Annotated in this window: 24 protein-coding genes; 20 read left to right on the forward strand and 4 right to left on the reverse strand. The window is 42.7% G+C overall.

What is annotated here, in order from left to right; translation table 11 throughout:
* Positions 1-3 precede the first annotated feature (3 nt).
* From nuoN to HU823_RS06885, 6 genes are all read left to right on the forward strand, one after another.
* Positions 4-1,536 (forward strand): NADH-quinone oxidoreductase subunit NuoN, encoded by a 1,533-nt coding sequence (gene nuoN, locus HU823_RS06860; RefSeq protein ID WP_197221538.1) that lies wholly within the window; start codon positions 4-6, stop codon positions 1,534-1,536.
* 765 nt (positions 1,537-2,301) lie between these two features.
* Positions 2,302-2,535: a DUF1146 family protein gene (locus HU823_RS06865; protein ID WP_197221539.1), complete on the forward strand. Its 234-nt coding sequence runs from the start codon at positions 2,302-2,304 to the stop codon at positions 2,533-2,535.
* A gap of 109 nt (positions 2,536-2,644) precedes the next feature.
* Positions 2,645-3,391, forward strand: a complete 747-nt coding sequence (locus HU823_RS06870) for a YwmB family TATA-box binding protein (RefSeq protein WP_197221540.1) — start codon at positions 2,645-2,647, stop codon at positions 3,389-3,391.
* Positions 3,392-3,421: 30 nt separating this feature from the next.
* Positions 3,422-4,732 (forward strand): UDP-N-acetylglucosamine 1-carboxyvinyltransferase, encoded by a 1,311-nt coding sequence (gene murA, locus HU823_RS06875; RefSeq protein WP_144696975.1) that lies wholly within the window; start codon positions 3,422-3,424, stop codon positions 4,730-4,732.
* Between the two features lie 306 nt (positions 4,733-5,038).
* Positions 5,039-5,185: a lmo0937 family membrane protein gene (locus HU823_RS06880; RefSeq protein ID WP_137791095.1), complete on the forward strand. Its 147-nt coding sequence runs from the start codon at positions 5,039-5,041 to the stop codon at positions 5,183-5,185.
* Between the two features lie 224 nt (positions 5,186-5,409).
* Positions 5,410-7,077, forward strand: coding sequence for a M4 family metallopeptidase (locus tag HU823_RS06885; RefSeq protein ID WP_197221541.1), 1,668 nt, complete (start codon positions 5,410-5,412; stop codon positions 7,075-7,077).
* A 57-nt stretch (positions 7,078-7,134) separates the two neighbouring features.
* Here the strand turns inward: HU823_RS06885 and HU823_RS06890 are convergent, their stop codons facing one another.
* Entirely contained in the window at positions 7,135-7,749 is a 615-nt protein-coding gene (locus HU823_RS06890) for a DUF3298 and DUF4163 domain-containing protein (protein ID WP_197221542.1), read from the reverse strand.
* A gap of 194 nt (positions 7,750-7,943) precedes the next feature.
* On the opposite strand from HU823_RS06890, the gene spoIID reads away from it, so the two are divergent.
* The 9 genes from spoIID to HU823_RS06935 all read left to right on the forward strand — a co-directional run bounded on the left by spoIID (position 7,944) and on the right by HU823_RS06935 (position 15,877).
* Positions 7,944-8,984, forward strand: coding sequence for a stage II sporulation protein D (gene spoIID, locus HU823_RS06895; RefSeq protein ID WP_370630050.1), 1,041 nt, complete (start codon positions 7,944-7,946; stop codon positions 8,982-8,984).
* Between the two features lie 186 nt (positions 8,985-9,170).
* Positions 9,171-10,145: a M23 family metallopeptidase gene (locus HU823_RS06900; RefSeq protein ID WP_197221544.1), complete on the forward strand. Its 975-nt coding sequence runs from the start codon at positions 9,171-9,173 to the stop codon at positions 10,143-10,145.
* A 533-nt stretch (positions 10,146-10,678) separates the two neighbouring features.
* The gene (gene spoIIID / locus HU823_RS06905) at positions 10,679-10,945 is read left to right on the forward strand and encodes a sporulation transcriptional regulator SpoIIID (RefSeq protein ID WP_007203593.1); all 267 of its coding nucleotides are present in this window, start codon (positions 10,679-10,681) and stop codon (positions 10,943-10,945) included.
* Positions 10,946-11,140: 195 nt separating this feature from the next.
* A complete protein-coding gene (locus HU823_RS06910) occupies positions 11,141-12,136 on the forward strand; it encodes a rod shape-determining protein (RefSeq protein WP_066398851.1) in 996 nt (331 codons plus the stop codon).
* Between the two features lie 384 nt (positions 12,137-12,520).
* Positions 12,521-13,354 (forward strand): flagellar hook-basal body protein, encoded by an 834-nt coding sequence (locus HU823_RS06915; RefSeq protein WP_197221545.1) that lies wholly within the window; start codon positions 12,521-12,523, stop codon positions 13,352-13,354.
* A 12-nt stretch (positions 13,355-13,366) separates the two neighbouring features.
* Entirely contained in the window at positions 13,367-14,194 is an 828-nt protein-coding gene (locus tag HU823_RS06920; protein WP_197221546.1) for a flagellar hook-basal body protein, read from the forward strand.
* Positions 14,195-14,209: 15 nt separating this feature from the next.
* Positions 14,210-14,497 (forward strand): DNA-directed RNA polymerase subunit beta, encoded by a 288-nt coding sequence (locus HU823_RS06925; protein ID WP_066398845.1) that lies wholly within the window; start codon positions 14,210-14,212, stop codon positions 14,495-14,497.
* A gap of 138 nt (positions 14,498-14,635) precedes the next feature.
* Positions 14,636-15,061: a 3-hydroxyacyl-ACP dehydratase FabZ gene (fabZ, locus tag HU823_RS06930; protein WP_066398842.1), complete on the forward strand. Its 426-nt coding sequence runs from the start codon at positions 14,636-14,638 to the stop codon at positions 15,059-15,061.
* A 138-nt stretch (positions 15,062-15,199) separates the two neighbouring features.
* Positions 15,200-15,877 (forward strand): HAD family hydrolase, encoded by a 678-nt coding sequence (locus HU823_RS06935; RefSeq protein ID WP_197221991.1) that lies wholly within the window; start codon positions 15,200-15,202, stop codon positions 15,875-15,877.
* 244 nt (positions 15,878-16,121) lie between these two features.
* On the opposite strand, the gene HU823_RS06940 is transcribed toward HU823_RS06935, so the two are convergent.
* Positions 16,122-17,558, reverse strand: coding sequence for a 4-hydroxyphenylacetate 3-hydroxylase family protein (locus tag HU823_RS06940; RefSeq protein WP_197221547.1), 1,437 nt, complete (start codon positions 17,556-17,558; stop codon positions 16,122-16,124).
* Positions 17,551-18,018, reverse strand: a complete 468-nt coding sequence (locus HU823_RS06945; protein WP_197221548.1) for a cysteine dioxygenase — start codon at positions 18,016-18,018, stop codon at positions 17,551-17,553. The genes HU823_RS06940 and HU823_RS06945 overlap by 8 nt, the downstream gene beginning before the upstream one ends.
* A 172-nt stretch (positions 18,019-18,190) precedes the next feature.
* Between HU823_RS06945 and HU823_RS06950 the strand changes: the two genes are divergently transcribed.
* Positions 18,191-18,619, forward strand: coding sequence for an RrF2 family transcriptional regulator (locus HU823_RS06950; RefSeq protein ID WP_197221549.1), 429 nt, complete (start codon positions 18,191-18,193; stop codon positions 18,617-18,619).
* Between the two features lie 30 nt (positions 18,620-18,649).
* Here the strand turns inward: HU823_RS06950 and HU823_RS06955 are convergent, their stop codons facing one another.
* Complete coding sequence (locus tag HU823_RS06955; RefSeq protein WP_197221550.1) at positions 18,650-19,684, reverse strand: class I SAM-dependent methyltransferase; 1,035 nt, start codon at positions 19,682-19,684, stop codon at positions 18,650-18,652.
* Positions 19,685-19,809: 125 nt separating this feature from the next.
* On the opposite strand from HU823_RS06955, the gene HU823_RS06960 reads away from it, so the two are divergent.
* The 4 genes from HU823_RS06960 (at position 19,810) to HU823_RS06975 (ending at position 26,175) form a co-directional block, all read left to right on the forward strand.
* Positions 19,810-20,406 (forward strand): SGNH/GDSL hydrolase family protein, encoded by a 597-nt coding sequence (locus HU823_RS06960; RefSeq protein ID WP_313957511.1) that lies wholly within the window; start codon positions 19,810-19,812, stop codon positions 20,404-20,406.
* A gap of 21 nt (positions 20,407-20,427) precedes the next feature.
* Positions 20,428-20,904 (forward strand): GNAT family N-acetyltransferase, encoded by a 477-nt coding sequence (locus tag HU823_RS06965; protein ID WP_197221552.1) that lies wholly within the window; start codon positions 20,428-20,430, stop codon positions 20,902-20,904.
* A gap of 164 nt (positions 20,905-21,068) precedes the next feature.
* Entirely contained in the window at positions 21,069-21,281 is a 213-nt protein-coding gene (locus HU823_RS06970; RefSeq protein ID WP_197221553.1) for a hypothetical protein, read from the forward strand.
* A 556-nt stretch (positions 21,282-21,837) separates the two neighbouring features.
* Positions 21,838-26,175, forward strand: a complete 4,338-nt coding sequence (locus HU823_RS06975) for an alpha-amylase family glycosyl hydrolase (protein ID WP_231607379.1) — start codon at positions 21,838-21,840, stop codon at positions 26,173-26,175.
* The last annotated feature ends 51 nt before the right edge of the window (positions 26,176-26,226 follow it).

The raw sequence follows: 26,226 nt of genomic DNA on the forward strand, positions 1-26,226 counted from the left end.
ATCATGGATCTAGATACTTTATTATCGTTTAGATGGAGCGTTATGCTTCCTGAATTTATCATCTTAGGGGTTGCGACCCTTTTATCTGTTATCGACCTTTTTATGAAAAAAGAATCGAGCAGGAAGCCACTAGCCTGGCTTGCTGGAGCAGGTATTATCGCTGCTCTTATCGCGATTTTTATGCAGCTCGATATAGAAGTAACATCGATTCTGTATGATACGTACAGACTTGATTCTTTCTCAAAAGCATTTAAGATTCTACTCTTGTTAGGAACGTTATTAGTGATTGTTCTCTCTTCCAATTATAAAAAAGAAGACTTAGAGAAAAACCGGGGAGAATTTTATTACCTGCTCCTCGCAGCTCTATTAGGAGCCATGATGATGGCATCCAGCGCTGACTTGATCACATTGTTTGTCGGTCTGGAACTTCTATCTCTTTCTTCCTATGTTATGGCTGGACTCGAGAGGCGTAATAAACGAAGCAATGAATCAGCGTTTAAGTATATCGTGTCAGGCGGAATCGCGACCGCTATCACCCTTTTTGGAATGAGTTACATTTTCGGACTGACCGGAGAGACGAACCTGTTCAAGATCGCAGAGAACATGGGGAACCTTGAACTGTTAGAGCACAGCTTTCTCATCGTCTTCGCTTTCATCATCACGTTTGCAGGACTAACGTTTAAGATCGCGGCCGCTCCGCTTCACATGTGGGCACCAGATGTATATGAAGGTGCGCCTGTTCCGGTTACAGCATTCTTGAGTGTCGTGTCGAAAACAGCAGGCTTTGTGATCTTGTTGCGAGTGATCATCATCTGTTTCATTGCGGCTCCAGGGATCGATAAGGAACCGATCCTTCTACAAGTTCAGCCGTATGTGATGGTATTAGCGGCTGCAACCATGATCATCGGTAACGTCACAGCGCTTCGACAACGAAATATAAAAAGGATGTTTGCGTATTCGTCTATCGCACAAGCGGGTTACATTTTAGTACCGTTCGTGTCAAATTCGTCATTAATATTCGAACTGATTTGGTTCTATCTGCTGGCGTACTTATTTATGAATATTGGCGCGTTTACCGTCATTCAATTGTTAACGAGTCAAGAAGGTTCAAATGATATCGGCGTTTTCCGCGGGTTATTCCGTCGATCACCGTGGCTCGCTGTTCCGATGACATTCTTTATTCTCTCTCTTGCCGGGATTCCCGTCACAGCAGGATTTATCGGTAAGTTTGGAATCTTCATGGGAGCGCTTGGACTTGAACAACCACAATATTGGCTGGCGGCTGTAATGATGGCAACCACGCTCGTGTCGTACGTGTATTACTTTAACATCATTGCGATCATGTTTTTCCGCGACAGTGATGGAACAAAGGTTTCAATCCCAGGTGGAATGGCTGCCGTACTCGCCTTTTGTGCAGCATCAGTTCTTATTCTAGGGGTTATGCCAGATCTCGCACTGGATTTCTTCTACGGAAACTTTGATGTGAACGAATTCTTCATGCAGATTGAAACGGAAGTTCATACACATGATCATTGATTGTTGAGCTTAGATGAAAGTCCATCAACCTTCTCCTTAGTTGGAGGTTGGTGGGCTTTTTTAGTTTTCTTAAAAAGAAGTACTCTTTTAGAAACTATAAGAGCTAGTGGTTAAGTAGGCTGTCCAACTCATATTACTCATAATTTTTTGCAGTATGAATGGCTGTTTATTAACAGGTTGTTTGCTTTTATATCTTTTTATTTACTACCTTGACTGTTGATTGAAGTGCAAGGTGCGAGACTCCTGCGGGACAGGTGGGCAGTCCTCAAAGTAGAGGTGGCTCGTTCAGTCCCGACAAGCAAAAGGTGAATGGGTTTGAAGGCGCACTTTGCCTTCTTAACCATTTAACTTTTGACCTCGAGGGGCTAGCCACTGCAACTAGACAGGTGAGACACTTAAGAGTGAAACGTACGAATGTGGCTCACCGCCTGCCCCGCGGAAAGCGAGTATCTGAAACGGAAATCAACTACATCCAAAAACAACAAAGCTTATGAAAACAGCTTTAAAGTAAATCTCCGCCCTACCCGAAAAAAGTCCTCAAAAAATAAGCCAAAACTACCGTAACTTCTTACGTTTTGTTTCGTCTAATCATAGTGAAACGACTATCTATTGAGATTGACATTTATTAGTCGTTACAACTTTTTGAACTTATTGAAAGAAAAGGCTTTCAAAACACCTTACTAGGGAAAAAGTATCTATCTAAAATGTTGGGAAAGACGTATGCTTAAGATGTCGAAATATGTAATGAGGAGGTCAGACTTTTAAATGATTCCAATCGGACAACAAGCTTTGTTACATATCATCGTACATCTATTGTTTCTCGTGATCTCTTGGTGGGCATTGCAGGCCGTTCATTTTGATAAATGGATCAAAAAAGGTAAGGTCATGCAAGCTAGAGTGTTATACATACTTCTAGTGATCAGCTTAGCAAGCATAGCGAGCGATTTTTTTCTAAAGTATATACAGTATTCCACGAATCTCAGTCAGCTATTTGGATAACTCCACGACATTTACAGAAGTAGTGGATTTGTCGGAATATGACTACAACTTCCACGGATATCCTCTGTTTCATTGGCAACAATGAGAAATAGAGAGGATGTGCTGGGGAATGAAAAAATGGACGATGACGATTACAGCGATTTTGCTATTGGTTATGATTACTTCTGGATATGCAAAAACAGATGAAAAAACAAATGAAGTTACACATATAATAGACGTTCTAAAGAAGAGCGGAGCAACGCCTGACAAATGGACTATGTATTTTCGTGGTCAAACAGGTTTTGCATCTAAAGGACTAGGGTATGTAAAACAAGCAGAAGAGCTTAAACGTAATTATCCTGAATTTACATGGGCGGTAACTGAAGATGAAGCCGGACATTATAAAATGACCGGACTATTCGAGCGTAATGATATCGGGGTTAGAGAGAAAATGACCGTCATTACATACCCCCAAAAAGATCAATCTGCATCGTATTTTATTTATGCGGTTGAAGGACTTGTAAATGCAAATCAAAATTGGAAAGAAATCCAGAACCTGATCGATAGCCGTGTAAAACAATCAATTGGAGGAAATCCCAAAATTTTCTCTTGTGTTACCGGTACATACGGTGATAAAATGGTGGTTGATTTGTATTCGCAAGCAAATGAATTGGTACGCGCCTTTTCTGGTGATCCTGTCGAGGAACTAAAAGAAGAGACGTTTGTGTCGCTTTCTGCATATACTGAGCAGTGGGAACAAGCGATTTATACCGGTCATCAACATAAAATGAATCTTCAGGTGGCTTTGCGATCTGAAGGATTGGGCAGCGGAACAACTGTCACAATTGGCACACCAATAATTACGTCTGAATATTAATATACAAATTGGACGCGGAGGGGAATATCGTTGGAAAAAATCATTGTCCGTGGTGGTAGGCGGTTAGAAGGCTCTGTTCGAGTTGAAGGAGCTAAGAATGCCGTACTTCCTGTCATCGCAGCATCCATTTTAGCAAGTAAGGGCAAAAGCACGATCAAAGACGTGCCTAGTCTAGCTGATGTGTTTACGATTAACGAAGTATTACGTTATTTAAATATTGATGTAGCATTTGAAAACGGTGAAATTTCTGTTGATGCTACAAACGAATTAAAAACTGAAGCACCATTTGAGTATGTCCGCAAAATGAGAGCATCATTCCTAGTAATGGGACCATTGCTTGCTCGAGTTGGATTGTCTCGTATCGCACTTCCTGGGGGATGCGCGATTGGATCACGTCCGATCGATCAGCATCTAAAAGGATTCGAAGCGATGGGTGCAACAGTAAAGATCGGAAATGGATTTATCGAAGCAAAAATTGATGGCCGCTTGCAAGGTGCAAAGATTTATTTAGACTTCCCAAGTGTAGGAGCAACTGAGAACATCATGATGGCTGCAACACTTGCTGAAGGAACGACTATCATCGAAAACGCTGCAAAAGAACCTGAAATCGTATGTCTAGCTAACTACTTGAACGCGATGGGTGCTACAGTTATTGGTGCAGGAACAGGTACGATCCGCATTGTCGGAGCTGAAGAACTTGTTGGTGCTGAGCATACAGTAGTTCCAGACCGTATCGAAGCGGGTACGTATATGGTAGCAGCAGCTATTACACAAGGTGACGTTTTAGTTGAAAATGCTATAGCAGAACACCTACGTCCTTTAATCGCAAAAATGGAAGAGATGGGTGTACAGATTCAAGAAGAAGGAAACGGACTTCGTGTTCGCGGACCTCGTGAATTAAAACCTGTTGATATCAAAACAATGCCTCACCCAGGATTCCCGACTGACCTTCAGTCGCAAATGATGGCGCTATTGCTTCGTGCAAACGGAACAAGCGTGATCACGGAAACTGTATTCGAAAACCGTTTCATGCACGTGGAAGAATTCCGCCGTATGAATGGTGATATTAAAATTGAAGGCCGTTCTTCAGTAATCAACGGACCTGTAAATCTGCAAGGTGCTGAGGTTGCTTCAACTGACCTTCGCGCAGGTGCTGCTTTGGTACTTGCTGGGCTTGTCGCTGATGGTTACACGCGTGTAACTGAACTTAAGCACATCGACCGCGGATACGTTGATTTCACTGGGAAATTGGCTGCATTAGGTGCTGACATCGAGCGTGTAAACGAAGATGTGAAAGCAACACCTGCCAAAGAGCAATCATTAAAAAGTAATTTAGCATAATATTAAATCTAGAAACCTCTTCTCATTTTGAGAAGGGGTTTTTCTGTTTTTTATGAGTTTTTACGGTACGTGTTTTTATATTTGTTACACGTTCACCGGTAAAGAGGTAATGAGCACCTGAAAAGTGTGTCGTTCCACCTGTACGCATCCTCTTACCACCTTAGATTCATAAATAACCACCTGAAAATGATGGATTTCCACCGACATCCAAGATTTTAGAGGCACCATCCGTTTAATTCAAAGCGTATTCGGGAAATCTAAACCGTATACTTATACTTTTTTATTTATAGAAGGGATGTCGAACTCATGCTCTGGACCATTATCGGAATATTAGTCGTACTTTGGTTATTAGGTGTTATTTTTAAAGTAGCTGGCGGTATCATTCATATTTTACTCGTAATTGCATTGATCGTATTTGTTTTAAATTTTATTAAAGGTCGGAAATCGAAATAGCTGTAAAAGCTGGCTTTCATAGTCAGCTTTTTTTTATGGCAAAAGTTCGTTTGTTCACTCGAATCAACACAAAAAAACAGTACCTAATACCCGTTTTTTATTTGAAATTTTTGCTTTTAGTACGATGTAATCAAAATTTTAAGAATAGTTTGAAAATAAAAAGAAAGGTGCTATTATAAATCCACTGGCTTTAAAATTCATGAAGCAAAGGGGATTGGGAAGGGATGAAAAAGCAATTATCTCTATGGGGTTTAGCACTTGGACTTGCAGTAAGTCCGTTAGCAGCAGGACAAGCATCAGCAGAGGCACCAGTTAATGTTTTATCAACTAAAAAGATGAACAGCTTAACGGGTACACCGTCGTTCGTCTCTGGAAAACTGTCCGAGGCGTCTTCAAAATCAGCAAAAGAAGTGGTGTTAAGCTATCTTCAAAAAGAATCAAAAACGTTTAAATTAGGAACTCAAAAAGCGGAGCAGTCGTTTACGGTAAAGTCTGTTACAAAGGATGAGTTAGGCAGACAATTGGTGCGAATTCAGCAAACCTATAAAGGGGTTCCAATTTGGGGCTCGACACAAGTTGCGCATGTGAACGAAAAAGGAGAGCTCGTTGTATTTTCAGGAACGGTTACTCCTGATCTTCAAAATAAACCAGGGTTAGGCTTCGCTAAAAAGATTACAGCTGCAAAAGCGGTAACAGTAGCGGTTAAAGACCTCGGTTTCACGCCTGAATATGAAGCAGATCCAACATCTGAACTTGTAGTTTATACAAATGGAGATAAAGCGAATTATGCGTACTTGGTAAATCTAAACTTCTTATCGCCTGAACCTGGTAACTATAATTATTTTGTAGATGCAGTATCAGGTAAGATTTTAAACTCTTATAACGATTTAGACGAAGCTCATGGCGATAAAAAAGCACCGCCAACGGGTGGTGGAACATTAGTAGGAACGAATGCGCTTGGTACAGGAACGGGTGTACTTGGCGATACGAAATCCCTGAACACATTATTATCGAACGGTACGTACTATCTGCAGGATAACACGCGAGGAAACGGCGTATTTACATACGATGCGAAGAACCGTCAGCAGCTTCCTGGCACATTATGGGCGGATGCAGATAACAAGCTGAACGCGACTTATGACAGAGCAGCAGTCGATGCCCACTATTATGCAGGTGCAACGTACGATTATTATAAAGAAGTCTTCAACCGTAACTCGTATGACAATAAAGGAGCAGCATTAAAATCAACGGTTCACTATGGCCGTAATTACAACAACGCGTTTTGGAACGGACAGCAGATGGTCTATGGTGACGGCGACGGTTCAACGTTCGTATCATTGTCTGGAGGATTAGATGTTGTCGCGCATGAGTTAACACATGCTGTAACGGATTTCTCATCTGATCTTATCTATCAAAACGAATCTGGTGCATTGAACGAAGCGATGTCCGATATTTTCGGTACGCTAGTCGAGCACCATGAAAATAACAATCCGGATTATGAGATCGGAGAGGATATCTACACACCAGGAACACCGAATGACGCGCTTCGTTCGATGAGTGATCCGACGAAATATCAAGATCCTGATCATTACTCGGTTCGCTACACAGGAACAGGGGACAACGGCGGCGTGCATATCAACAGTGGTATCATCAACAAAGCGGCATATTTGCTGGCGGTCGGTGGAACACATTATGGTGTAACGGTTCCTGCAATCGGCAACCAAAAAGTAGGAGCGATTTACTACCGAGCGAACACGGTATACTTAACAGCTTCTTCAAACTTCAGCCAAGCAAGAGCGGCTCTTGTTCAATCAGCATCTGACCTTTATGGAGCAACATCTCCAGAGGTAGCAGCGGTTAAAAAATCGTATGATGCTGTTGGTGTGAACTAAATTTTAATGCGAAAACCCTGATCTCTTAGTGTGGAGGTCAGGGTTTTTATTGTTGTTTTACAACCCATTCACCGCCATTTTACCAAGTGGTCCGTTTTCATCCAAGATGTTTTGAAAATCGAAAACAGAGATAGGGAACATGGGAAAGCCATATACATAAGCGGTGATCTCATAAAGTTGAAAATAGATCACGAGCGACTTGTCGGCGATATAAAAATCTTGATCCGGCCGGATGCTTTTAAAAGGTTCGAGTGTATCGATCTGCCTTGATTTAAGCTGTTCTTTTATATGACGGTTGATCACATCTACATAATTGCTTCCGGGTTTAAACAGATCTTTCAACTGATACGTTTTCCCTGTCGATAGATCCCACGTTTCTGATTTGATATACGTCATCCCATGAGCGGCCATGGGTGTATAAGCAAAATTTAAGAAACCGATACTCAAAATGTTCTTTTCGTTCGTTTTTACAGCAAATTCTCCATACATGCCTGGACGTGCCTCGGGATTCTGATAATTCGCGAGCTGCTCGTTGATCTGAACGATTCTTTGGTTAACTTGCTGCTGAATACGAGGGTTGATCTTGCCTTCGATCTGCGGGTAGTAAATCTTTATGTTACCAGGTGCATACGTAAGCGTACGAACCAAAACAGGAGGCTGAAAACTGTCCATATGATTCACCCTTTCAAGCATTTCATCTCTCTATTTTATGCGGTGGTTGGCTTGTATCAGTCCCTGAAGCAAAACTTGTAAATGAAGTATGTAGCGAGCTCATTTCAATTGTAAAAATGCTAGTTTTGAGTTCTAAATGCCCCTCTTTTTGTATAAGTTGTATGGTAGATAACAATCTAGGAGGGCATTGGAACGTGAATGTAAATATAAAGCCGCTTATTTGGATTCTAGCTATTTTTGTCGCTATCATCGTACTTCTCCCGACGATACTCGTACTACCATTTTCGTCAGCACCTCCTGAATGGAAAGAAGAGAAGGATGCACGTCCATCTGAGAGAATGCTAGCTTTAGAAGTCCCGCATTCAGACATCGTCGTGCCTGTTTTCAGAAAATCGATGGATACGGTTCAGAACATCCCGTTAGAAGAGTATGTGGCTGGCGTAATAGCCTCTGAAATGCCAGCGGACTTCGAGTTAGAGGCGCTAAAAGCACAAGCATTAACTGCACGAACGTTTATTGTAAAAGCTCTACTAAACCGCGGTAAAGATGATAGTCTGCCAGAAGGTGCGGTCGTGTCAGACACGGTGATGCATCAAGTGTACAAAGGCAACGAAGAGCTAGAGACGCTTTGGGGAGATGACTTCAACCAAAAGATAGAGAAAATCATCAAGGCCGTCCGAGAGACAAAAGGACAGATCTTAACGTATGAAGGAGATCCGATTCAAGCGAGTTTCTTTTCCACAAGCAACGGGTTCACCGTCAACTCCGAAGATTATTGGAAGAACGAATATCCATATTTAAGAAGTGTAGAGAGTCCTTGGGATAAAAAAGAGTCTCCTAAATACACAGAGACTATCCAGCTGCCTGTCATCACGGTAGAACAGAAGCTCGGCGTCTCATTAACGAAGGACGGTCAGATCGGAAAAGTGGTAGCCACAACGAGCGGAAAACGAATCGGCAAGTGGGCCATCGGTAAAAAAGAGTTCACTGGAAAAGAAGTACGAGAGAAGTTGGAGCTACGCTCGACTGATTTCCAGATGAAGAAAAAAGGAAAACAAGTTACCGTAACAACACGAGGATATGGTCATGGAGTGGGACTGAGCCAGTATGGTGCGAACGGAATGGCTAAGGAAGGTAAGACATACAAAGAGATCGTGAATCATTATTATAAAGGCATTGAGATTACGGATTATAAACCAATTGCTGATAAGGGCCTTGCGTACCAGCCTCAGTGAATTGTGTGGAAATTGTAGGGGGTCTGACCCGGGTCAGACCCCCTCTTTATCGTTATAAGGAAACCGCTAGATGTCATCAGGCATTCGGCGGTTTTTTCAATTGTCGAAAGAAAACTTCAAAAAAGTTTTGCACTAAAGTATATATTTTCAGAATTCTGTTCAAACTTGTTGCTGAGGTGATGAAAAATGAAAGAAGAAGAAAAACAAAACAAAAAAACAGTACCGATGAAAGGTAAGAGTGCTATGAAAAAACGTTGGGTTTATCCTGCAGTATATTTAAGCTTTGCAGCAGTCATTCTAACTTCTGTTCTATGGTATCAAAACGATGCGAAGAATACGGAGAATAATAATACTCCAGATAGCGCATTAGAGGACAATGGAGCAGCAGTGCCTGTATCCCTTACAAAAGAAGTTTTCCAAATGCCCGTTTCTGACCCTGAAGCCATTGAAGTGGTAAAAGATTACTTTAGCCCAGAAGCTCCAGCTCAAGAACAAGAAGCAGCTCTTGTATTCTATAACAATATCTACTACCAAAACCGCGGTATCGATCTAGCGACTGCTGATAACAAAGCGTTCGATGTAACGGCAGCATTAAGCGGTAGCGTTGTAAAAGTTTCTAAAGATCCTGCACTAGGGTTCGTTGTTGAAGTAAAACACGACAAAGGTGTTGTCACACACTACTCATCTCTTGCTTCTGTATCTGTAAAGCAAGGTGACCAAGTGAAGCAAGGCGCAGTTTTAGGACAAGCTGGTGAGAACGCATATGATACAGATGCGAAGATCCACGCACACTTCGAAGTTCGTAAAGACGGAGAAGCAGTCGATCCGGTAATGGCTTGGGATCAATCTGTTGCACAACTTGCAACCGCTGTTGATGACTCTCGTAAAGAGATGAAAAAAGCGGAAGAGAAGAAAGCCGCTGAAGAGCAGAAGAAAGCTGAAGAGAAAAAGCCTGCTGAAGAAAAGAAGCCAGCACCAAAGGCTGAAGACAAAGGTTCTAAAGATACAAAGGACACAAAGGATTCTAAAGATACAAAAGATACGAAAGACACGAAGGATGGCAAAGATGGTAAAGATGCCAACCGTGAGCAAGAATCATCATCTCAATCAGCCGAAGATACGAATGCTCCTGCAGCAGACGACTCTGGCGCAAGCGAATAATTGCAAAAAGGAAACTGTCTCGGGTCAATCCGAGGCAGTTTTTTCATTTTTATCTAAGTTTCAACCGTTTATCGGTGAAACAATCCTCTTTCCAGGTGGTCACGATTGCATCACCGGTGTAACGAAGCGGTTCTTAGGTGGTCACGAGCGTTTTACCGGTGAAAAAAGCAAGTTTACCGGCGAACGCGTAATACATATAAAAACACGTACCGTGAAAATTTTCTTCTTCATCCACATTCACTTAAATAACTTAATTTTCCAACTGTTTATGCAGGTTTTTTCACAAATATGGACATTTCCCCTTGTCCCAGTTGAGATTTAGGCATATAACGAAAACTTGGTTAATAAGATGTTACAAAACCTACAATAATTCAATTGAGGGTGAGCGGTGAGAAATCGTACTATGGCTGCGGTGGAAAAAGGGGAATGGAAGCAATACTTATAAGCCGAAGATGACAACGAAACTTGTCACGTAGCTTGTTCATACAAGTCTCTATCGCATCTCTCACATCCATTTTAGGGAGGCGAGTGGTGTGCACGATTACATCAAAGAGCGAACCATCAAGATAGGACGGTATATCGTGGAGACAAGAAAAACAGTCCGCATGATCGCAAAAGAATTCGGGGTTTCCAAAAGCACGGTGCATAAAGACCTCACCGAGCGGCTGCCTGAAATTAATCCTGATCTTGCAAACAACGTAAAAGAGATCCTCGAATACCATAAGTCCATCCGCCACTTGAGAGGTGGAGAAGCGACTCGCGTAAAGTACAAAAAAGGCACAGAGGAAGTTGTTCAGTAAGTTTATGAGATGTAAGGATGTTAGATGAAATGATATTACATTATGTGCCACATCGTTCCAATGCCAAATAATTAATTTTTGACAATATTTCACCTTGTTCGACAGACTTGTGATATAATGATAAATTGGATAGAACTTCGATTTTTTACTAAAAATGTCATTATATCGTATGGATGTTAACAGGGAGGATATAACATGTTTTCAAGGGACGTTGGAATTGACCTTGGTACCGCTAATGTACTGATTTATGTAAAAGGAAAAGGGATCGTACTCGATGAGCCATCTGTTGTTGCGATCGACACGAATACCGGAAAAGCACTCGCAGTTGGAGAAGAAGCCCGCCGCATGGTAGGCCGTACACCTGGAAACATCGTGGCGATCCGTCCGTTAAAAGACGGCGTTATCGCTGACTTTGAAGTAACTGAGCAGATGCTGAAACATTTTATTAATAAGATTAACGTAAAAGGCATGTTTGCCAAGCCTAGAATCTTGATCTGTACACCAACGAACATTACGTCCGTTGAACAAAAAGCGATCAGAGAAGCTGCGCAAAAGTGCGGAGCAAAACATATTTTTCTTGAAGAAGAGCCAAAAGTGGCTGCAATTGGGGCGGGGATGGATATCTTCCAGCCGAGCGGCAATATGGTTGTGGACATCGGTGGTGGCACAACTGACATTGCGGTCTTGAGCATGGGAGATATCGTTACGTCCTCTTCTATTAAGATGGCTGGGGACAAGTTCGATACTGAAATCCTTCAATATATTAAAAAAGAGTACAAGCTGTTGATCGGTGAACGTACGGCTGAAAACATTAAGTTGAACGTCGCTACCGTTTACGAGCGTGATGAAGAACTCGAAATCCGTGGCCGTGACATGGTATCAGGACTTCCACGTACGATTACAGTAGGTTCAAAAGAAATCCAACGCGCATTGATGGAGCCAGTAATGGTTATCGTTCAAGCGGCAAAGAGCGTGTTAGAAAAAACGCCGCCTGAATTATCCGCTGACATCATCGACCGTGGAATCATGCTAACAGGTGGGGGAGCGCTTCTTCACGGAATCGACCAGCTGTTTGCAGATGAATTGAAAGTACCTGTATTGATCGCAGAAGAGCCGATGAGAGCAGTCGCTCAAGGAACAGGCTTAATGCTTGAACATATGGACAAAATCGCAAAAAGAAAAGTATTTTAATGAAGGAATGCCGCCCGAACCGGGTGGCATTTTATTTTTGTGTGTAAGATGTGAAGGGTAGATGAGCAGGAGAACCAGCTTATAGGCCCTAAGTTGAATTTTATAGGCCCTAAAATGAAATTTATAAGCCCTGAAAAACCTTTTATAGTCCTTCAAAAAAATTTATAATCCTTCGAATGGATTTATAGGCTTTTCGACAAACAAGCGGGTGGGGTCCGCTGCTCCATGTCACTTTACTTCTCCTCACCACCTCTAGGACAAAATCCTCATCATGAAAAAGGAATCTCACAATTTTTGCAGAAATCTATTAATAATTGTAAAAAACTGTCGATACAACGGAAGAGACATTTTGTGTCCAGATTACAAATACAGGAGGAATACTCCGTGTTAAGAGGCTTCTATAATGCTGCAGCTGGCATGCTGGCACAGCAGCGCAAACAAGAAATTTTAACGAACAACATGGCGAATGCGAATACGCCTGGATATAAAGCGGACAATGCGAGTCTGCGCACGTTCCCAACGATGCTGCTTCAGCATATGGGGGAGACAGAAATGAACGGAAAAAAACTGCCGAACAACTACCCGATCGGACCTGCTGCACTATCAACAGGTGTTTACGTGCAGGAAACAACTCCTAATTTCCTGCAAGGAGACATGCGTGAGACGGGAATCAAAACGGATATGGCACTTCTTCAAGGACAAGTTCCGGTAGACCCAGAAACAGGGAAGCCAGGAGGACTCTTTTTCAGGTTGAATGTGAACGGTGAGGAGCGCTTTACGAGAAACGGGCATTTTTCAGTTGATGCAGAAGGCAGTCTTGTTACGCCTGAAGGCTATTATGTGCTTGGAACAGACGGCAACCCGATAACGGTGAGAAGCGACAATTTCACAGTGAACAAAGACGGTACGGTGCTTGATAACGGTGCAGTTGCGGGGCAGATTGACGTTGCGTACATTACGAACCCTAACGATCTTGTAAAAGAAGGCACAGGGTTGTTCAGACTGGATGGAAACGGGAATGCGCCAAGTGCTCTTGGGAATCCAAACATCACGTACAACGTGCAGCAAGGTTTTGTAGAACGTTCGAACGTTAACACGGAACAGACGATGACAGAGATGCTGACGGCTTACCGTGCGTTTGAAGCCAATCAAAAAGTGCTTCAAGCCTACGACCGAACGATGGAAAAAGCATCGAATGAAATTGGCCGAATCGGCTAGGGGGATCTAAACATGAACCAGTCTATGATTTCAGCAGCAGTAACGATGGGTCAGTTGCAACATAAGCTCGATACCATCTCAAATAACATGGCGAACAGCACGACGAACGGCTATAAAAGACGCGAGGCGCAATTCTCTGATATTCTTTTTCAGCAGATCAATAGTGAAGCATTGAACCCGACAGAAGCGGGCCGTCTAACGCCGAACGGAATTCGACTTGGCAGCGGTGCGCGTGTTTCTTCAACTGCGCTCAGTTTAGAAGCGGGCACGCTCCAGCAGACAGGCAGGCTTCTTGATGTAGCGCTCACACAGCCTAGCTATTATTTTCAGGTTTCCGCGGTAGATAACAACGGAAATGAATCGTTGCAGTTCACACGAGACGGCGCGTTCTATCTGTCACCGTCTGCTAACAACCCTAATGAGATGGAACTCGTTACATCAGAAGGCAATAAAGTAATCGGTGTAGACGGACCGATTACGATTCCAGCTGACCATAGCAAAATTACCATTGGACAAAACGGCCAAGTTTCGGTAACGTTAAATAATGGAGCGATTGTTGAATCAGGTCAGCTTGCGATTGTGAACATGGTGCGGCCGCAGTTGATGGTATCTGTTGGACAGAACTTGCAAGCGCCACAGGACATTCCGTTAAATCAATTGATAGAGGAAGTAAATGCTGGAGCAGGTAACTTCGTTCAGCAAGGTGCACTCGAATCCTCGAATGTAAACATCTCCACGGAGATGACGGAAATGATTCAAACACAGCGTTCTTATCAATTTAATGCGCGTTCTCTTACAATTGCTGACCAAATGATGGGGTTAGTAAACGGGCTTCGCTAAATGAGGTAGGTTTGTATGACGAATAAGATGCAAGAGTTGAATAAAAACGAAAAACCGAAAACACAGCGTTACCAAGAGAAAGAAACGTCTTCTAAAGAAGAGAAGAAACAGTGGTACCAACGCCGAACGAAAAGAAGCTTTCCGATCTGGCTGCGTCTTCTGCTTCTTGTCTGTGGAATCATCGTCTGCTTTGCTGTTGGTACGATGGTTGGATATGGCGTAATCGGTGACGGTAAACCGATGAACGTGTTTGAAAAAGAAACATGGACACACATCATCGACCTTGTAGAAAAAGATGCGTAAAGATATAATAAAAAAACAATGACATTGCATGAAAGTCATTGTTTTCTTTTGGTGTAAAATTAGTACCAGGTAACAATACCAAGTATAATTAAAATAGACTATAAAAAATGAGTGAAAATAGAAAGGTGATGATTGTATATGCTAACAATCGAAGAGATTAAAGAAATCATTCCGCACCGTTACCCGTTCTTGCTGATCGACCGCATCTTAGAAGTAGAAGAAGGAGAGCGCGCTGTTGGAATCAAAAACGTTACAGCAAACGAAGAATTCTTCAACGGCCACTTCCCAGAGTACCCAGTTATGCCAGGCGTATTGATCGTAGAAGCACTCGCGCAAGTAGGTGCAGTCGCGATGCTGAAAAAAGAAGAAAACCGCGGACGCCTAGCGTTTTTCGCAGGCATCGATAACTGCCGCTTCAAAAAGCAAGTCGTACCTGGCGATCAGCTTCGTCTAGAAGTTGAGATGACACGTGTGCGTGGTTCGATCGGTAAAGGCAAAGGAATCGCGACTGTGGATGGGCAGGTAGCATGCGAAGTAGAGATCACCTTTGCACTAGGCAAATAGGGGTCTGACCCCACACAATTATCATAAAAGCTTGAAATGGAGCATTCCCTGAGGGTGTATGTCCTATTTCAAGCTTTCTTTTTATGCTATTTTTATTTTAAGCTTTCAAAATATGGCTGCGAAGGAGTATATAGTATGATGAAGAATTATGAATATATCTTGTTTGACTTAGACGGCACTCTTTCTGATCCTAAAATCGGTATAACAAAATCTGTTCAATTTGCCCTCAAGAGAATGGGGATCACAGAAGAGAACCTGGATCACTTAGAATCTTTTATCGGGCCGCCGCTTCAACAATCTTTCTTAGAATTTTATTCCTTTAACGAACCACAGATTCAAACTGCAATCACGTTCTATCGAGAAAGATTTAAAGACATAGGCATGTACGAGAATACACTTTACGAACGTATACCATCACTTCTTCAAGAACTGAGTGATAATGGCCATACATTAGTTATCGCAACTTCTAAACCTACTGTTTTTGCTGAAGAAATCTTAAAATACTTCAACATCCACCACCATTTTGACCTGATCGTTGGCAGCAATCTCGATGGAACACGTACAAGCAAAACAGAGATTATCCAGCACATACTTCACCATTACAGCGATCAACCAAAGGAATCATTCATCATGATAGGTGACAGAAAGCATGACATTATCGGGGCACATAACACAGGTATCGATTCAATAGGAGTTACATACGGTTATGGTTCATTGGAAGAACTTACGGCTATAAAACCTACAAAAATTATTAACTCTGTTTCAGAAATTAGGGAATTCTTGTTGAAAGACACAACTATTCAAAATCAGAGCTGAATAATAATTAAATATCTTGTTGTAGTGTACTTTAGGAAACGACACTTTACCTATATGTCCGCACAAGACGATCGCTGTTTAATAATTACGAGGTAATTCCTTTTATATCCGCAGATAAGCTCATTAATTCCGGGTATAAGCTCAATAATTCCGTGTATAAATTTATTTATCCGATTTTCGACATATTACAACTTTTATAAGTTACCGAGATTGTTACACCAGAGCGTATATACATCATCAACTATTACAAATACAAATCAAGCATCTTCCTAAGAGCCGCTTTATCATGCCCCGTATACTGAGCGGCTTTATTTCGAATCGGATCGCCGGCATAGAAACGCTCGTACAATTCGTGCCTCGAGCCTAGCGAACTGCCTATCAGATCCCACGCCAGTTTAAACAATTTTGTCTTTTCAACAGCATCAACGTTTTTACCCTTATAATACTTCTCCAACATATGGCCGATCGGTCCATCGAAATCAGCGATAACTGACGGAGTTTGCATGAATCCACCAGCTCCGATCAACTGCAATAATTCGATCGCGCGCGGATAATACGTGGTACCGAGATTTCTTGCTGTTTCAATAAACGAAAAGTGCGGCAGAAAGATGCCTTGACCATTACACTTACCCGCCGATTCACTCGCAATGACAAGCCCTTTGATCGTTTCACTCTGCATAAGAAGTTCACCTAATTTTTCTTGTACGTGCAAATACTGATTGGCTCCGATGCTTTCTGCGATTGCATGCCCGATCGCAGCAGTGAACTCCAATTTTATTTGAAGACGAACAATCGCTTGATGATAGGCAAGAGCGTTGGCGACAGGGTCATTTTTGAACTGCCAAACCGCGTCTGGATTTTCGTACAATAATACTCTTTCCCATGGGATCAATACATCATCAAATATCAGGACCGCGTCCATCTCATCAAAAGCGGAACTAAGAGGATAATCAGCACGCGACACATTCCCAGAATCAAACCCTGCGCGGCAGATCATATGCAATCCCTTGCTGTTCGCCGGAACAATCAGCGCACTAGCCAACGTCTTCTCCTTTTCACCCCATTTTGCAACAGGAAATACGATGAGATCGTTGGAATACGGAGCGGCTGTAGCGATCATCTTGCCACCACTAACATACACCCCTTCACTTGTTTTTCGTGTGATACGGAGAAGGCCAAGTTCTTCGGCAAGAATCTCGCCACTCACACTCCGGTTAATCTGCGGATCTCGCTGAACAACCGTTAGAAAACGGTTTTCATCTCGTGCTGTTTCATAATACGTTTTTATTTTTTCAGCAAAATGCTTATCGAAAGTGTCATATGCCAAACGATTTCCGTACCATCCTGTTAAACGAGATCGGGCATAATCGGACAACCGGCTCATCACGCCTGAAGTCGCTCTGCTCCAAGTTTCAAAAGCGATTCTTCTTTTTAGCAGATCATCCTGTGAATGAGGAACTAGAAAAGACGTGTGTATGCGCTGCTGTTGCTCTCTAACATGCTGCACTACGCTAATCTTATCCTGATGCTCAGCACTACCCATCATATTGAATAAAGAGCTGATGGTAGATAATGTCCCAGCAAAATGAGGATCTGTCGTCACATCTGTCACACTGCCGTTCAGCCAAACCGAACGGGCGTCTTTTAAGCTATGAATAAATGATTCACCATAGTTATTCATGCGGCATGTACACCTGCCCAGTCCCGAGTGGAGGAGAATAGATATGAAGAGTCACCGTGGCTGAGAGCGAAGGGTTGTACATGGCGTGGGTCGTATCTCCCTCCACAGAAAACAGTTCACCTTCTTGGTAATACTCATTTCTCTCATACTTCACACCATCTTTTTCCTTCGCATACAGAAGATTCAACACAGAACCGTCCACAACATAAATCCATCCTGAAGAGAACCCATGATCATGCACGAGCGTTTTTGAGAAGTGAGGTAAGAAGATTAATAGAACCTCGACAAGTTCATTTTTAAAAATTACATTCCTTCCATACTCCAAGTCCTGTGGAGTTGTTAATAGTTTCTCTACATCCTGAAAAGTAGGAGAGAGCTGTAGCAAGATATTTTCTGCATCTTCTCTATTTATGTGTGAAAACGTGCGAAATACACGCTCAATTTTTTGTATAAAATCCAACTTCCATTTCCCCTTTGCTGCCTTTGACGACATTGTTGATAAACGAAGTCGCCTTTATATAAGGTATGAGGCTTAAGGGACAAGCGTTACGGCACCGCATAATAAATGGACGAATCATGGAATATATCGAACGGTTAACCATAGAGTGATAGAGATGGGAAGGAGGAGGGGTATGAAGATCTCGAGCAAAGGAGAATATGCGCTTCGAGCGTTAATCGTGTTAGGTGCACAATACCCGCAGCTTGTTCAAACAAAGGATATTGCAAGAGAGACCCTTGTTCCTTCTAATTACTTGGAACAGATCCTGTTACTTTTAAAAAACTTAGGCTATGTGAAAAGTAAAAGAGGGGCAAGTGGAGGTTATACGCTAAAAAGATTGCCTTCACAGATTTGTATTGGAGAAGTTGTTCGTGATATAGAAGGACCGCTCGCTCCGATGAGCTGTGTGAGCGTTACAGCCTATGAATATTGTCCGCTAGAAGATAAAGCTTGTCTGTTACAGCCTTTATGGCGTCTCGTTCGAGATGTTGTTGCCGATCTGCTTGATCACACTACTTTAGAAAACTTGCTGACCGGAAATCTTCCATCGAAATCAAAATAAAAAACCTGGAGCTCCCTCCAGGTTTGAAGTCTATTTCGCCCTCGCCACGATCCCGTTATGCACCTTGATGTACCCATGGCGCATGATCTCCAGACCATTTTCATGCAGATAGAGTCCCATCTGCTCTAATGTCATCAGCTCGCGGTACGTATGGTTCATCACATCCGCCATGATCTCGTAATATAGCTTGGAACGCATTTGCGCACGAGGTGTTGTCATCACGATATAGCCGCTCGGTTTCAAGAATTTTCGATGCCACTCAACAACTTCAGCTTTCATAGAGTCAGGAAAATGCTCTAACAACCCAACGCTGAGCACAATGTCGAACTCTCTACCATATGGCAGATTGCGGATATCATCTACAACATATGAAATGTTGAAGTCGTTTTTATAATAAACTTTATCTCCGCCCGTTCGTGAATTTTTCCCCAAAAACGGATAAGACTCAGGAAATTCTGCGAACCGTGCATCTCTACAGAACGGATCGTAATCGACCATCACCACCTCGCCGTCAGGGTACATCGCAGATAGCTGCATCGCCTCATATCCTTCAGCGGCACCTAAAAATAGAATGCGAGGTTTATCCACGTCCAGTCCCTCGAACAAAGCTCTCTTTCCGCGCGGATCCCAGATGCCGTCCTGAATGCGGTGCACATAATTCCAGAGGTGGATCCGCACGTAATCACCAAGAGCTGTCTTTATTTCGCTAGGCTTAAAGCTTGTTAAACTTTTCAAAAATGCACCCTTTTTCTCTCCAATCTCAACGGGGACATCCTTAGAGAACCATTCGTGAAAGGACTGGTTGAACATCGTCCAGGACGTATGAACCGGAAGCATCTCACCATGCGTCTGTTCCCACTCTGTTTTTTCTTTTGAAAAAGAAGTCACTTCATACGGCTTGCCAATATCTTTCCACGTCACAGTGGACCAATCGTTCACCGTATTTACTTTTACAAACTTTTCATATTCTTTTCTGTCCCGATATTGACGTAAATCCATTCGGTATGACGGCCTCATTTCCGTTTGGCCGAACGTTTTCGGTTGCTGAACGGCTGTTTCAAGCATGATACGTCCTCCTTAAAAAAGGATTTTTTATAGATATTCAAAGAAAGTATGTAAAATCCTCTAAAACCTAACATTTCGCTTCAACATGATAAAATAGAATAAAGAAAACAGGGAGGGAAATGGATATGAAGATTATTTTTATCGGTGACAGCATTACAGCTTCAAATAAAAACACAGATCCAGATCGACTTGGGGACGGGTATGTTCGCATGATTAAAGAAGTTTTGCCAAAGGAAGTAACCGTGATTAATAAAGGTGTGAACGGACATCGCGTGACAGACCTCGCTTTCCGGTGGCAGCGAGATGTAATTGATCTTGAGCCTGACCTTTTATCTGTTTCCATCGGAATCAACGATGTGTGGAGACAGCTCGACAGCCCTCAATTGGAACAGGTGGATGCTTCTAAATTTGAGGAAGTGTATCGGGAGTTGTTAACGCAGCTTTCACCAAAAACAAAACTTGTCCTTATGGAACCTACGATCATAAAAGAAAACACAGGATCTCAAGGAAATCAGCTGTTGATTCCTTATGTGGAAGTGGTCCGAAAGTTAGCAACAGAATTTGATGCAGTGCTCGTACCTACGCATGAAATTTTCCTCAACCATCTAACCAAAAAGCCAGATGTGTCCTTAACAACAGACGGTGTACATATGAGACGAAAAGGAAACGAACTCATGGCAAAAACGTGGCTGGAAGCTGCAGAATCACTTGTTACCCTATAAAACTGAACAGGAGTTACATAGATGGCAAACATTACACTTACATTCTTTAATGAGATACATCGAGACGCGTTAAACGCATTTTATTTACCTCAGGAGCAAGAAAAATTCACGGCTATGCCTAGTGATGCCTTAAAAAAGTGTGAAAAAGATCGGGGTCGTCATCCTGTGGTTATTGAGGAAAACGGCAATACAGTAGGTTTTTTCGTCCTGCATATAGGTGAAAACATTGGAGATTTTACCGCAAACCCAAACGCGATGGTGATTCGTGCGCTATCCATCAATCATCCCCAGCAAGGAAAAGGGTACGCAAAAGAGGCGATGCTGCAGCTACCACTGTTTGTTTCCAAACACTTTCCGGAAGTAAACGAACTCATTTTAGCCGTAAACTTCAAAAATGATCCTGCAAAAAAACTTTACGAAAAAGTAGGCTTTGTAGATCGTGGCCAGATCAAACCTGGTCCAGTCGGGCCGCAATATGTGCTGCATTATGATCTATAATTATTAAGCTAATATAAAGCTGATTTTAGTATTGTAAAGTCTCCGTTATGACTTGGTAAATTGCGTCTTTTCGGGTTTTTTTCATGATATATTCTGAACAGGGACAAAGAAATCCCATACTCATGCAAAAATCATAATGAAAATCCGAAGGGAGCAATTGAACAATGAGCAAAACGTTTTTGGCTAAAATCGGAGCATCTCTTTTGGCAATTATGTTAATCACTGCATGTAACAACGCGGAAGACACGAACACGGATGAAGAAACAAACACAGAAGAAACAGAGACTCAAGATGAAGAAACAACGACCGATGAAGAAGGTTCTACAGAAGAAGAAACTTCAACAGATGAGGAATCAACAGAAGAGTCAGCTGAATAAGATAAAAGAAGTGCCGGGCCTCTACCTATTAGAGAGGACCCGGTTTTTGTTTGGGGCTGTATCTTTAAAGTTTAGGTGAGATGTTGATCTCCGTTCCAGGCTGCTCGCTTTCCACAGGGCAGGCGGTGAGCCGCATTCACTTTTAGGACTACCATTCTTTATGATACTTGCTCCTGCGTCTACAAGTTAATGCTATCGCAGTAAGCTTCCTCGTCTCATGCCTTGCAAGAAGTATCTCATGTGGTAGGCACGCATCCTTCCACTCCAATCAACTTTCAAGGTGATAAGGATATAAAAGCAACAAACAATCATGTAAGATAGACAGTTTTTTAAAAAATATCCGGCCGAACTCTGCACAATTTCCCGCCTAATACCGTATTATCTGAAAAATATGAAAATATACCCATTTAAGATCATCTTTATCAGCCGAACGGCTCATTTCCAATATTTAAAAACATGGCATAATAAAAGGAATGAAAGCGTTATCTTAAAAGTATTTGTGCAAACGCTTTCGCTAATTTGCACACCACTAAAAGGGGGAAATGAAGTGAGGAAGATGAAATCTCGCAACACGGTTTCTTGGTTATTGCTTTTTACGCTAATTTTGCAAACGTTTGCATCTGCATTACTCATACAACCATCTTCAACAAAAGCAGTAGAGCGCAGCGTAACGCTTGTTGGAGATCTGCAATCTGAACTTGGTGGTTCTAGTGACTGGAATCCGGCAGAAGTAGCTACAAAAATGGAACTTCAACCGAACGGAAAGTACAAGCTTACAGGAAAACTTCCTGCCGGAACCTATGAATACAAGGTTGCGATCAATGGTTCATGGGATGAGAACTATGGAGTGGAAGGAAAACAAGGTGGCGACAACTATAAGTTGACGATCGACACGGAAAAAGAAGTGACATTTGTTTACGACGATACGACCCATAAATTAACGATTCCAGAACCACTTCCTGCTGAGAAAACACCGCGAATCGTAGGCGATATTCAGCCGGATATCGGAGCAGGCGGCGAGTGGACGCCTGGTGAATCGACTGCCCTTTTACAAGATGAAGACGGTGACAACATCTACACATACACCGCACAAGTACCAAAAGGAAAACATGAATTTAAAGTAGTGCTCGGTAACAATTGGGATGCCCCAAATTACCCCGCAGATAACATGAAATTAAATGTACTGAAAGACGCAGAGATCACGTTTTTCTACAACCATGATACAAAAGAAGTGTATACGAACTATGACGCGGGTCTTCCTGATGGCAGCGTAAACGCGGGCAAGCTTCACCATGATACATGGAACGAAGCGTTTCGTGCGCCGTTTGGAGCGATTAAAGCTGGAGAAGACGTAACACTCCGCCTGCAAACGAAAAAGGGCGACCTGACTGGCGCGAAGCTATATCTTCGTAACTATAACTCTGGCAATACGACGGTAAAAGATATGGTGAACGCTGGTTGGACAACAGTGAACGGCGAAGACATCGAGCTGTGGGAAGCTACGGTTACACCTGAAGAAAAAGGGGTGTACGGCTATAAATTCACAGCGCGCGATGGAGATGCGGTAAAAGAATACGGAGAAGATACGGGTGAAGGTGGAAAAGGAGCAGCTGCCGATACGAACGCCGCTCTATTCCAGATGACCGTGTACGATCCGTCTTACAAAACACCTGACTGGATGAAAGAATCTGTTGTATATCAAATTTTCCCGGACCGTTTTTATAACGGAAACAAAAAGAACGACAAAGCAAAAACAACGGCACGTGGCACTGAACCGATCGAGCACCGAGATTGGAATGAGCTGCCGGACAACCCTCGTCAAGCAGAAACAGAAGGCTATGACGGAGACGAGATCTGGTCAAACGATTTCTTTGGCGGCGATATTGCTGGTATCCAGAAGAAATTAGACTATATCGAGTCACTTGGTGTTAATACACTTTACTTAAACCCGGTCGCACATGCAGCATCAAATCATAAATATGATGCGACGGACTATAAAGCGATGGATCCGATGTTTGGATCACCAGAAGAATTTAAGGCTTTTACAAAAGAACTGAAAAAACGCAAGATGCACTTAATCCTTGATGGTGTATTCAACCATGTTGGAGACGATTCGATCTATTTTGACCGTTACAGCAAATACAAAACGGTCGGAGCGTACGAATATTGGGCAAGCATCTACGACCTGATGAGTTCGAAAGGTCTAACAGAAACAGAAGCAAAAAAACAAACAGAAGCGAAGTTCAAGAAAGAAGGACAAGAGTTTAGTCCATACGGCTTTCATAACTGGTTTAACATCGAGAACGAAAAAGTGAACGGTGTTTATAAATACCAGGCGTGGTGGGGCTTTGACTCACTTCCTGAGATCAAATCGGTTCCAGGTGAAGCAGTAGACTATGATTCTGAGTTGAACAACAAGCCGTTCGCAGACTATATCATGTATGACAAAGATTCTGCTGCAAAATCGTGGCTAGATCGTGGTGCATCAGGCTGGCGATTGGACGTTGCGAACGAGGTAGATACAGAGTTTTGGAGAGAGTTCCGAAAAGAACTTAAGGAAGGTAAGAAAGAAGATCCATTAATCCTAGGTGAGATCTGGGATGATGCGTCTGAATACTTCCTTGGCGATCTGTATGATTCGGTAATGAACTATCGTTTCCGCGGAGCGATGATCGATTACTTGAAGAACGGTAACGCAGAAGGTGCCGAGAACCAGATGAACGCAGTGTTTGAAGATTACCCACAAGAAGCGTTTTATGCGCTAATGAACTTGATGGGCTCTCATGATACACCTCGTGCAGCGTTTATCCTTGGAAACGGAACAGATTCTTACGAGCGTGCTGAGCTGGATCCGAAGTACGATCATGAGCTAGGTGTGAAGCGACTGAAGCTTGCGGCGATCTTACAGATGGGTTATGCGGGCGCACCGACTCTTTATTATGGAGATGAAGCGGGCGTTACAGGCTCTAAAGATCCGGATGACCGCAGAACGTATCCATGGGGCTCTGAAGACAAAGATCTAATCAAGCATTATCAAAACATCGGAAAAGTGCGAAGTGATTACCACAACCTCTTCAGCTATGGTGAGCTTCACCATCTATACGCTGAAAAAGATGTGCTAGCTTATGCTCGTACAGATAAGAAAAATGCGGCCCTTGTGATTACTAACCGCGGCACTGAATCAAAGACCATTGAACTTGACGTGAAGAAGCTGATCGTAAACAACGTAAAGCTAACAGATCAGCTGAACAAAAAGTACAAAACAGCTGTGAAGGATGGAAAGCTAACAGTAACGGTTCCAGCGATGAGCGGTCGTATGCTCGTTTCGGTTAAGCACCAGAATCTGAAAGCGCCAAAAGCGGTGAAATATGTAAAAGCATCAGAAAGCAGTCACGCAGTTTCGCTTTCATGGAAAGGTGAGGCAAAACGTTACGCAATCTATCAAACCACAATCTCTGGTGCTTTTTATGAAAAGGTAGCAGAAACGAAAGGCAACTCAATCAAGATCGATAACTTGGACAACGGACGCAAGTATTATTTTGCAGTCGTTGCAATCGATAAAAACAACAATGAATCTCTAAAAACAGAATCAAAAGCCGCGATTCCTCATGTGGCGTTAAAGAACGGAAACTATAACATTTCAAATGTAACAGCGTTAAAGAATGGCGTGATCGACCTATCTAAGCCACAAACGGTTTCAGCAGATATCAAAATCACAGGTGAAACAGAGACGGATCTTGCAGAAGGATTACAGAGTGAACTGCAAGTAAAAGAACCAGGCAAGACGAACTGGACATCTCACAAAGGAATTTACACCGCTCAAAACGGAGAATTTAACACGTTTAGCGCAGATTTCTTACCTTTTAAAGAAGGAGCGTATCAATATCGTTACGCGTTCTCAACCGATCTAGGCAGAACGTGGGTCACAAGTGAAACAAAGACAGTTACCTTTACAAAAGGCGATGACACGACTGCTCCTGCAGCATCTGTAACATTAGAAGAACCAGCGCAAGAGTCAGGGCAAGTGAATCTGAAGTGGTCTGTAGAAGGAGCGAACGAGCCTTATCTGTTCACAATCGTTCGTGATGGTGAGGTCATTGACCAAGTTCTCGATACGAGTGCCACAATCTACAAAGATTTGAACGTAACGAACGGAAAAGTCTACAGTTACGAAGTTCACATCTACGACAAAGCCGGTAACAGCGTGAAGTCTAACGCCGTTCAAGTTACACCAGATCTTGTTATGGTAAAAGTAACAATGAAAGTAAACGCACCAGCTTATACACCACAAGGCGTGGATGTTACGATGCCAGGCAGCAAGAACGGCTGGAACACTGGCGCGTGGAAGATGACGCGTGGCGGCGCAGTTACGAACGATTATGAATATACGTTCGAAGCGCAAGAAGGTGAAGTGATCACGTACAAATATGCAAAGAACAGCTCTTGGGATCAAGAGGGTCTTGCTGACCATACACCGAGTAATCCGAACGATGATGATGTAAGTTATTACGGATACGGTGCAACAGGAACAGACCTGAGCTTTGTTGTTACGAACCAAGGCGGCAATGCGATGGTCGTTCAAGATAAGATCTTACGATGGATCGATATGCCGGTTGTCGTTACCTCTCATACGGATGGCCAGACTGTAACTTCTGATACGATCACACTAAAAGGAAATGCCATTAAAGAAGGTGTGATGACGATTAACGGTCAGCCGGTTACGATTAATGATGACATGACGTTCTCGCACACGGTGAACTTGAGTGCAGGAGAGAACAAGCTGAACATTCATATCGAACCGTCAGAAGAAAACAAAACTACTATTTTCAAAAATGACGGCGGCGCGATTGGGAAGAACACGAAAGATATTGTGATGACGATTAATAAGAATTAGTTTGGAAGGATGCTGCTTCTCTTGAGGAGCGGCATCTTTTTCCTTACATTA

It is taken from the genome of Fictibacillus sp. 18YEL24, from assembly GCF_015903855.1.
In the GTDB taxonomy this organism is placed as follows: domain Bacteria; phylum Bacillota; class Bacilli; order Bacillales; family Fictibacillaceae; genus Fictibacillus; species Fictibacillus phosphorivorans_C.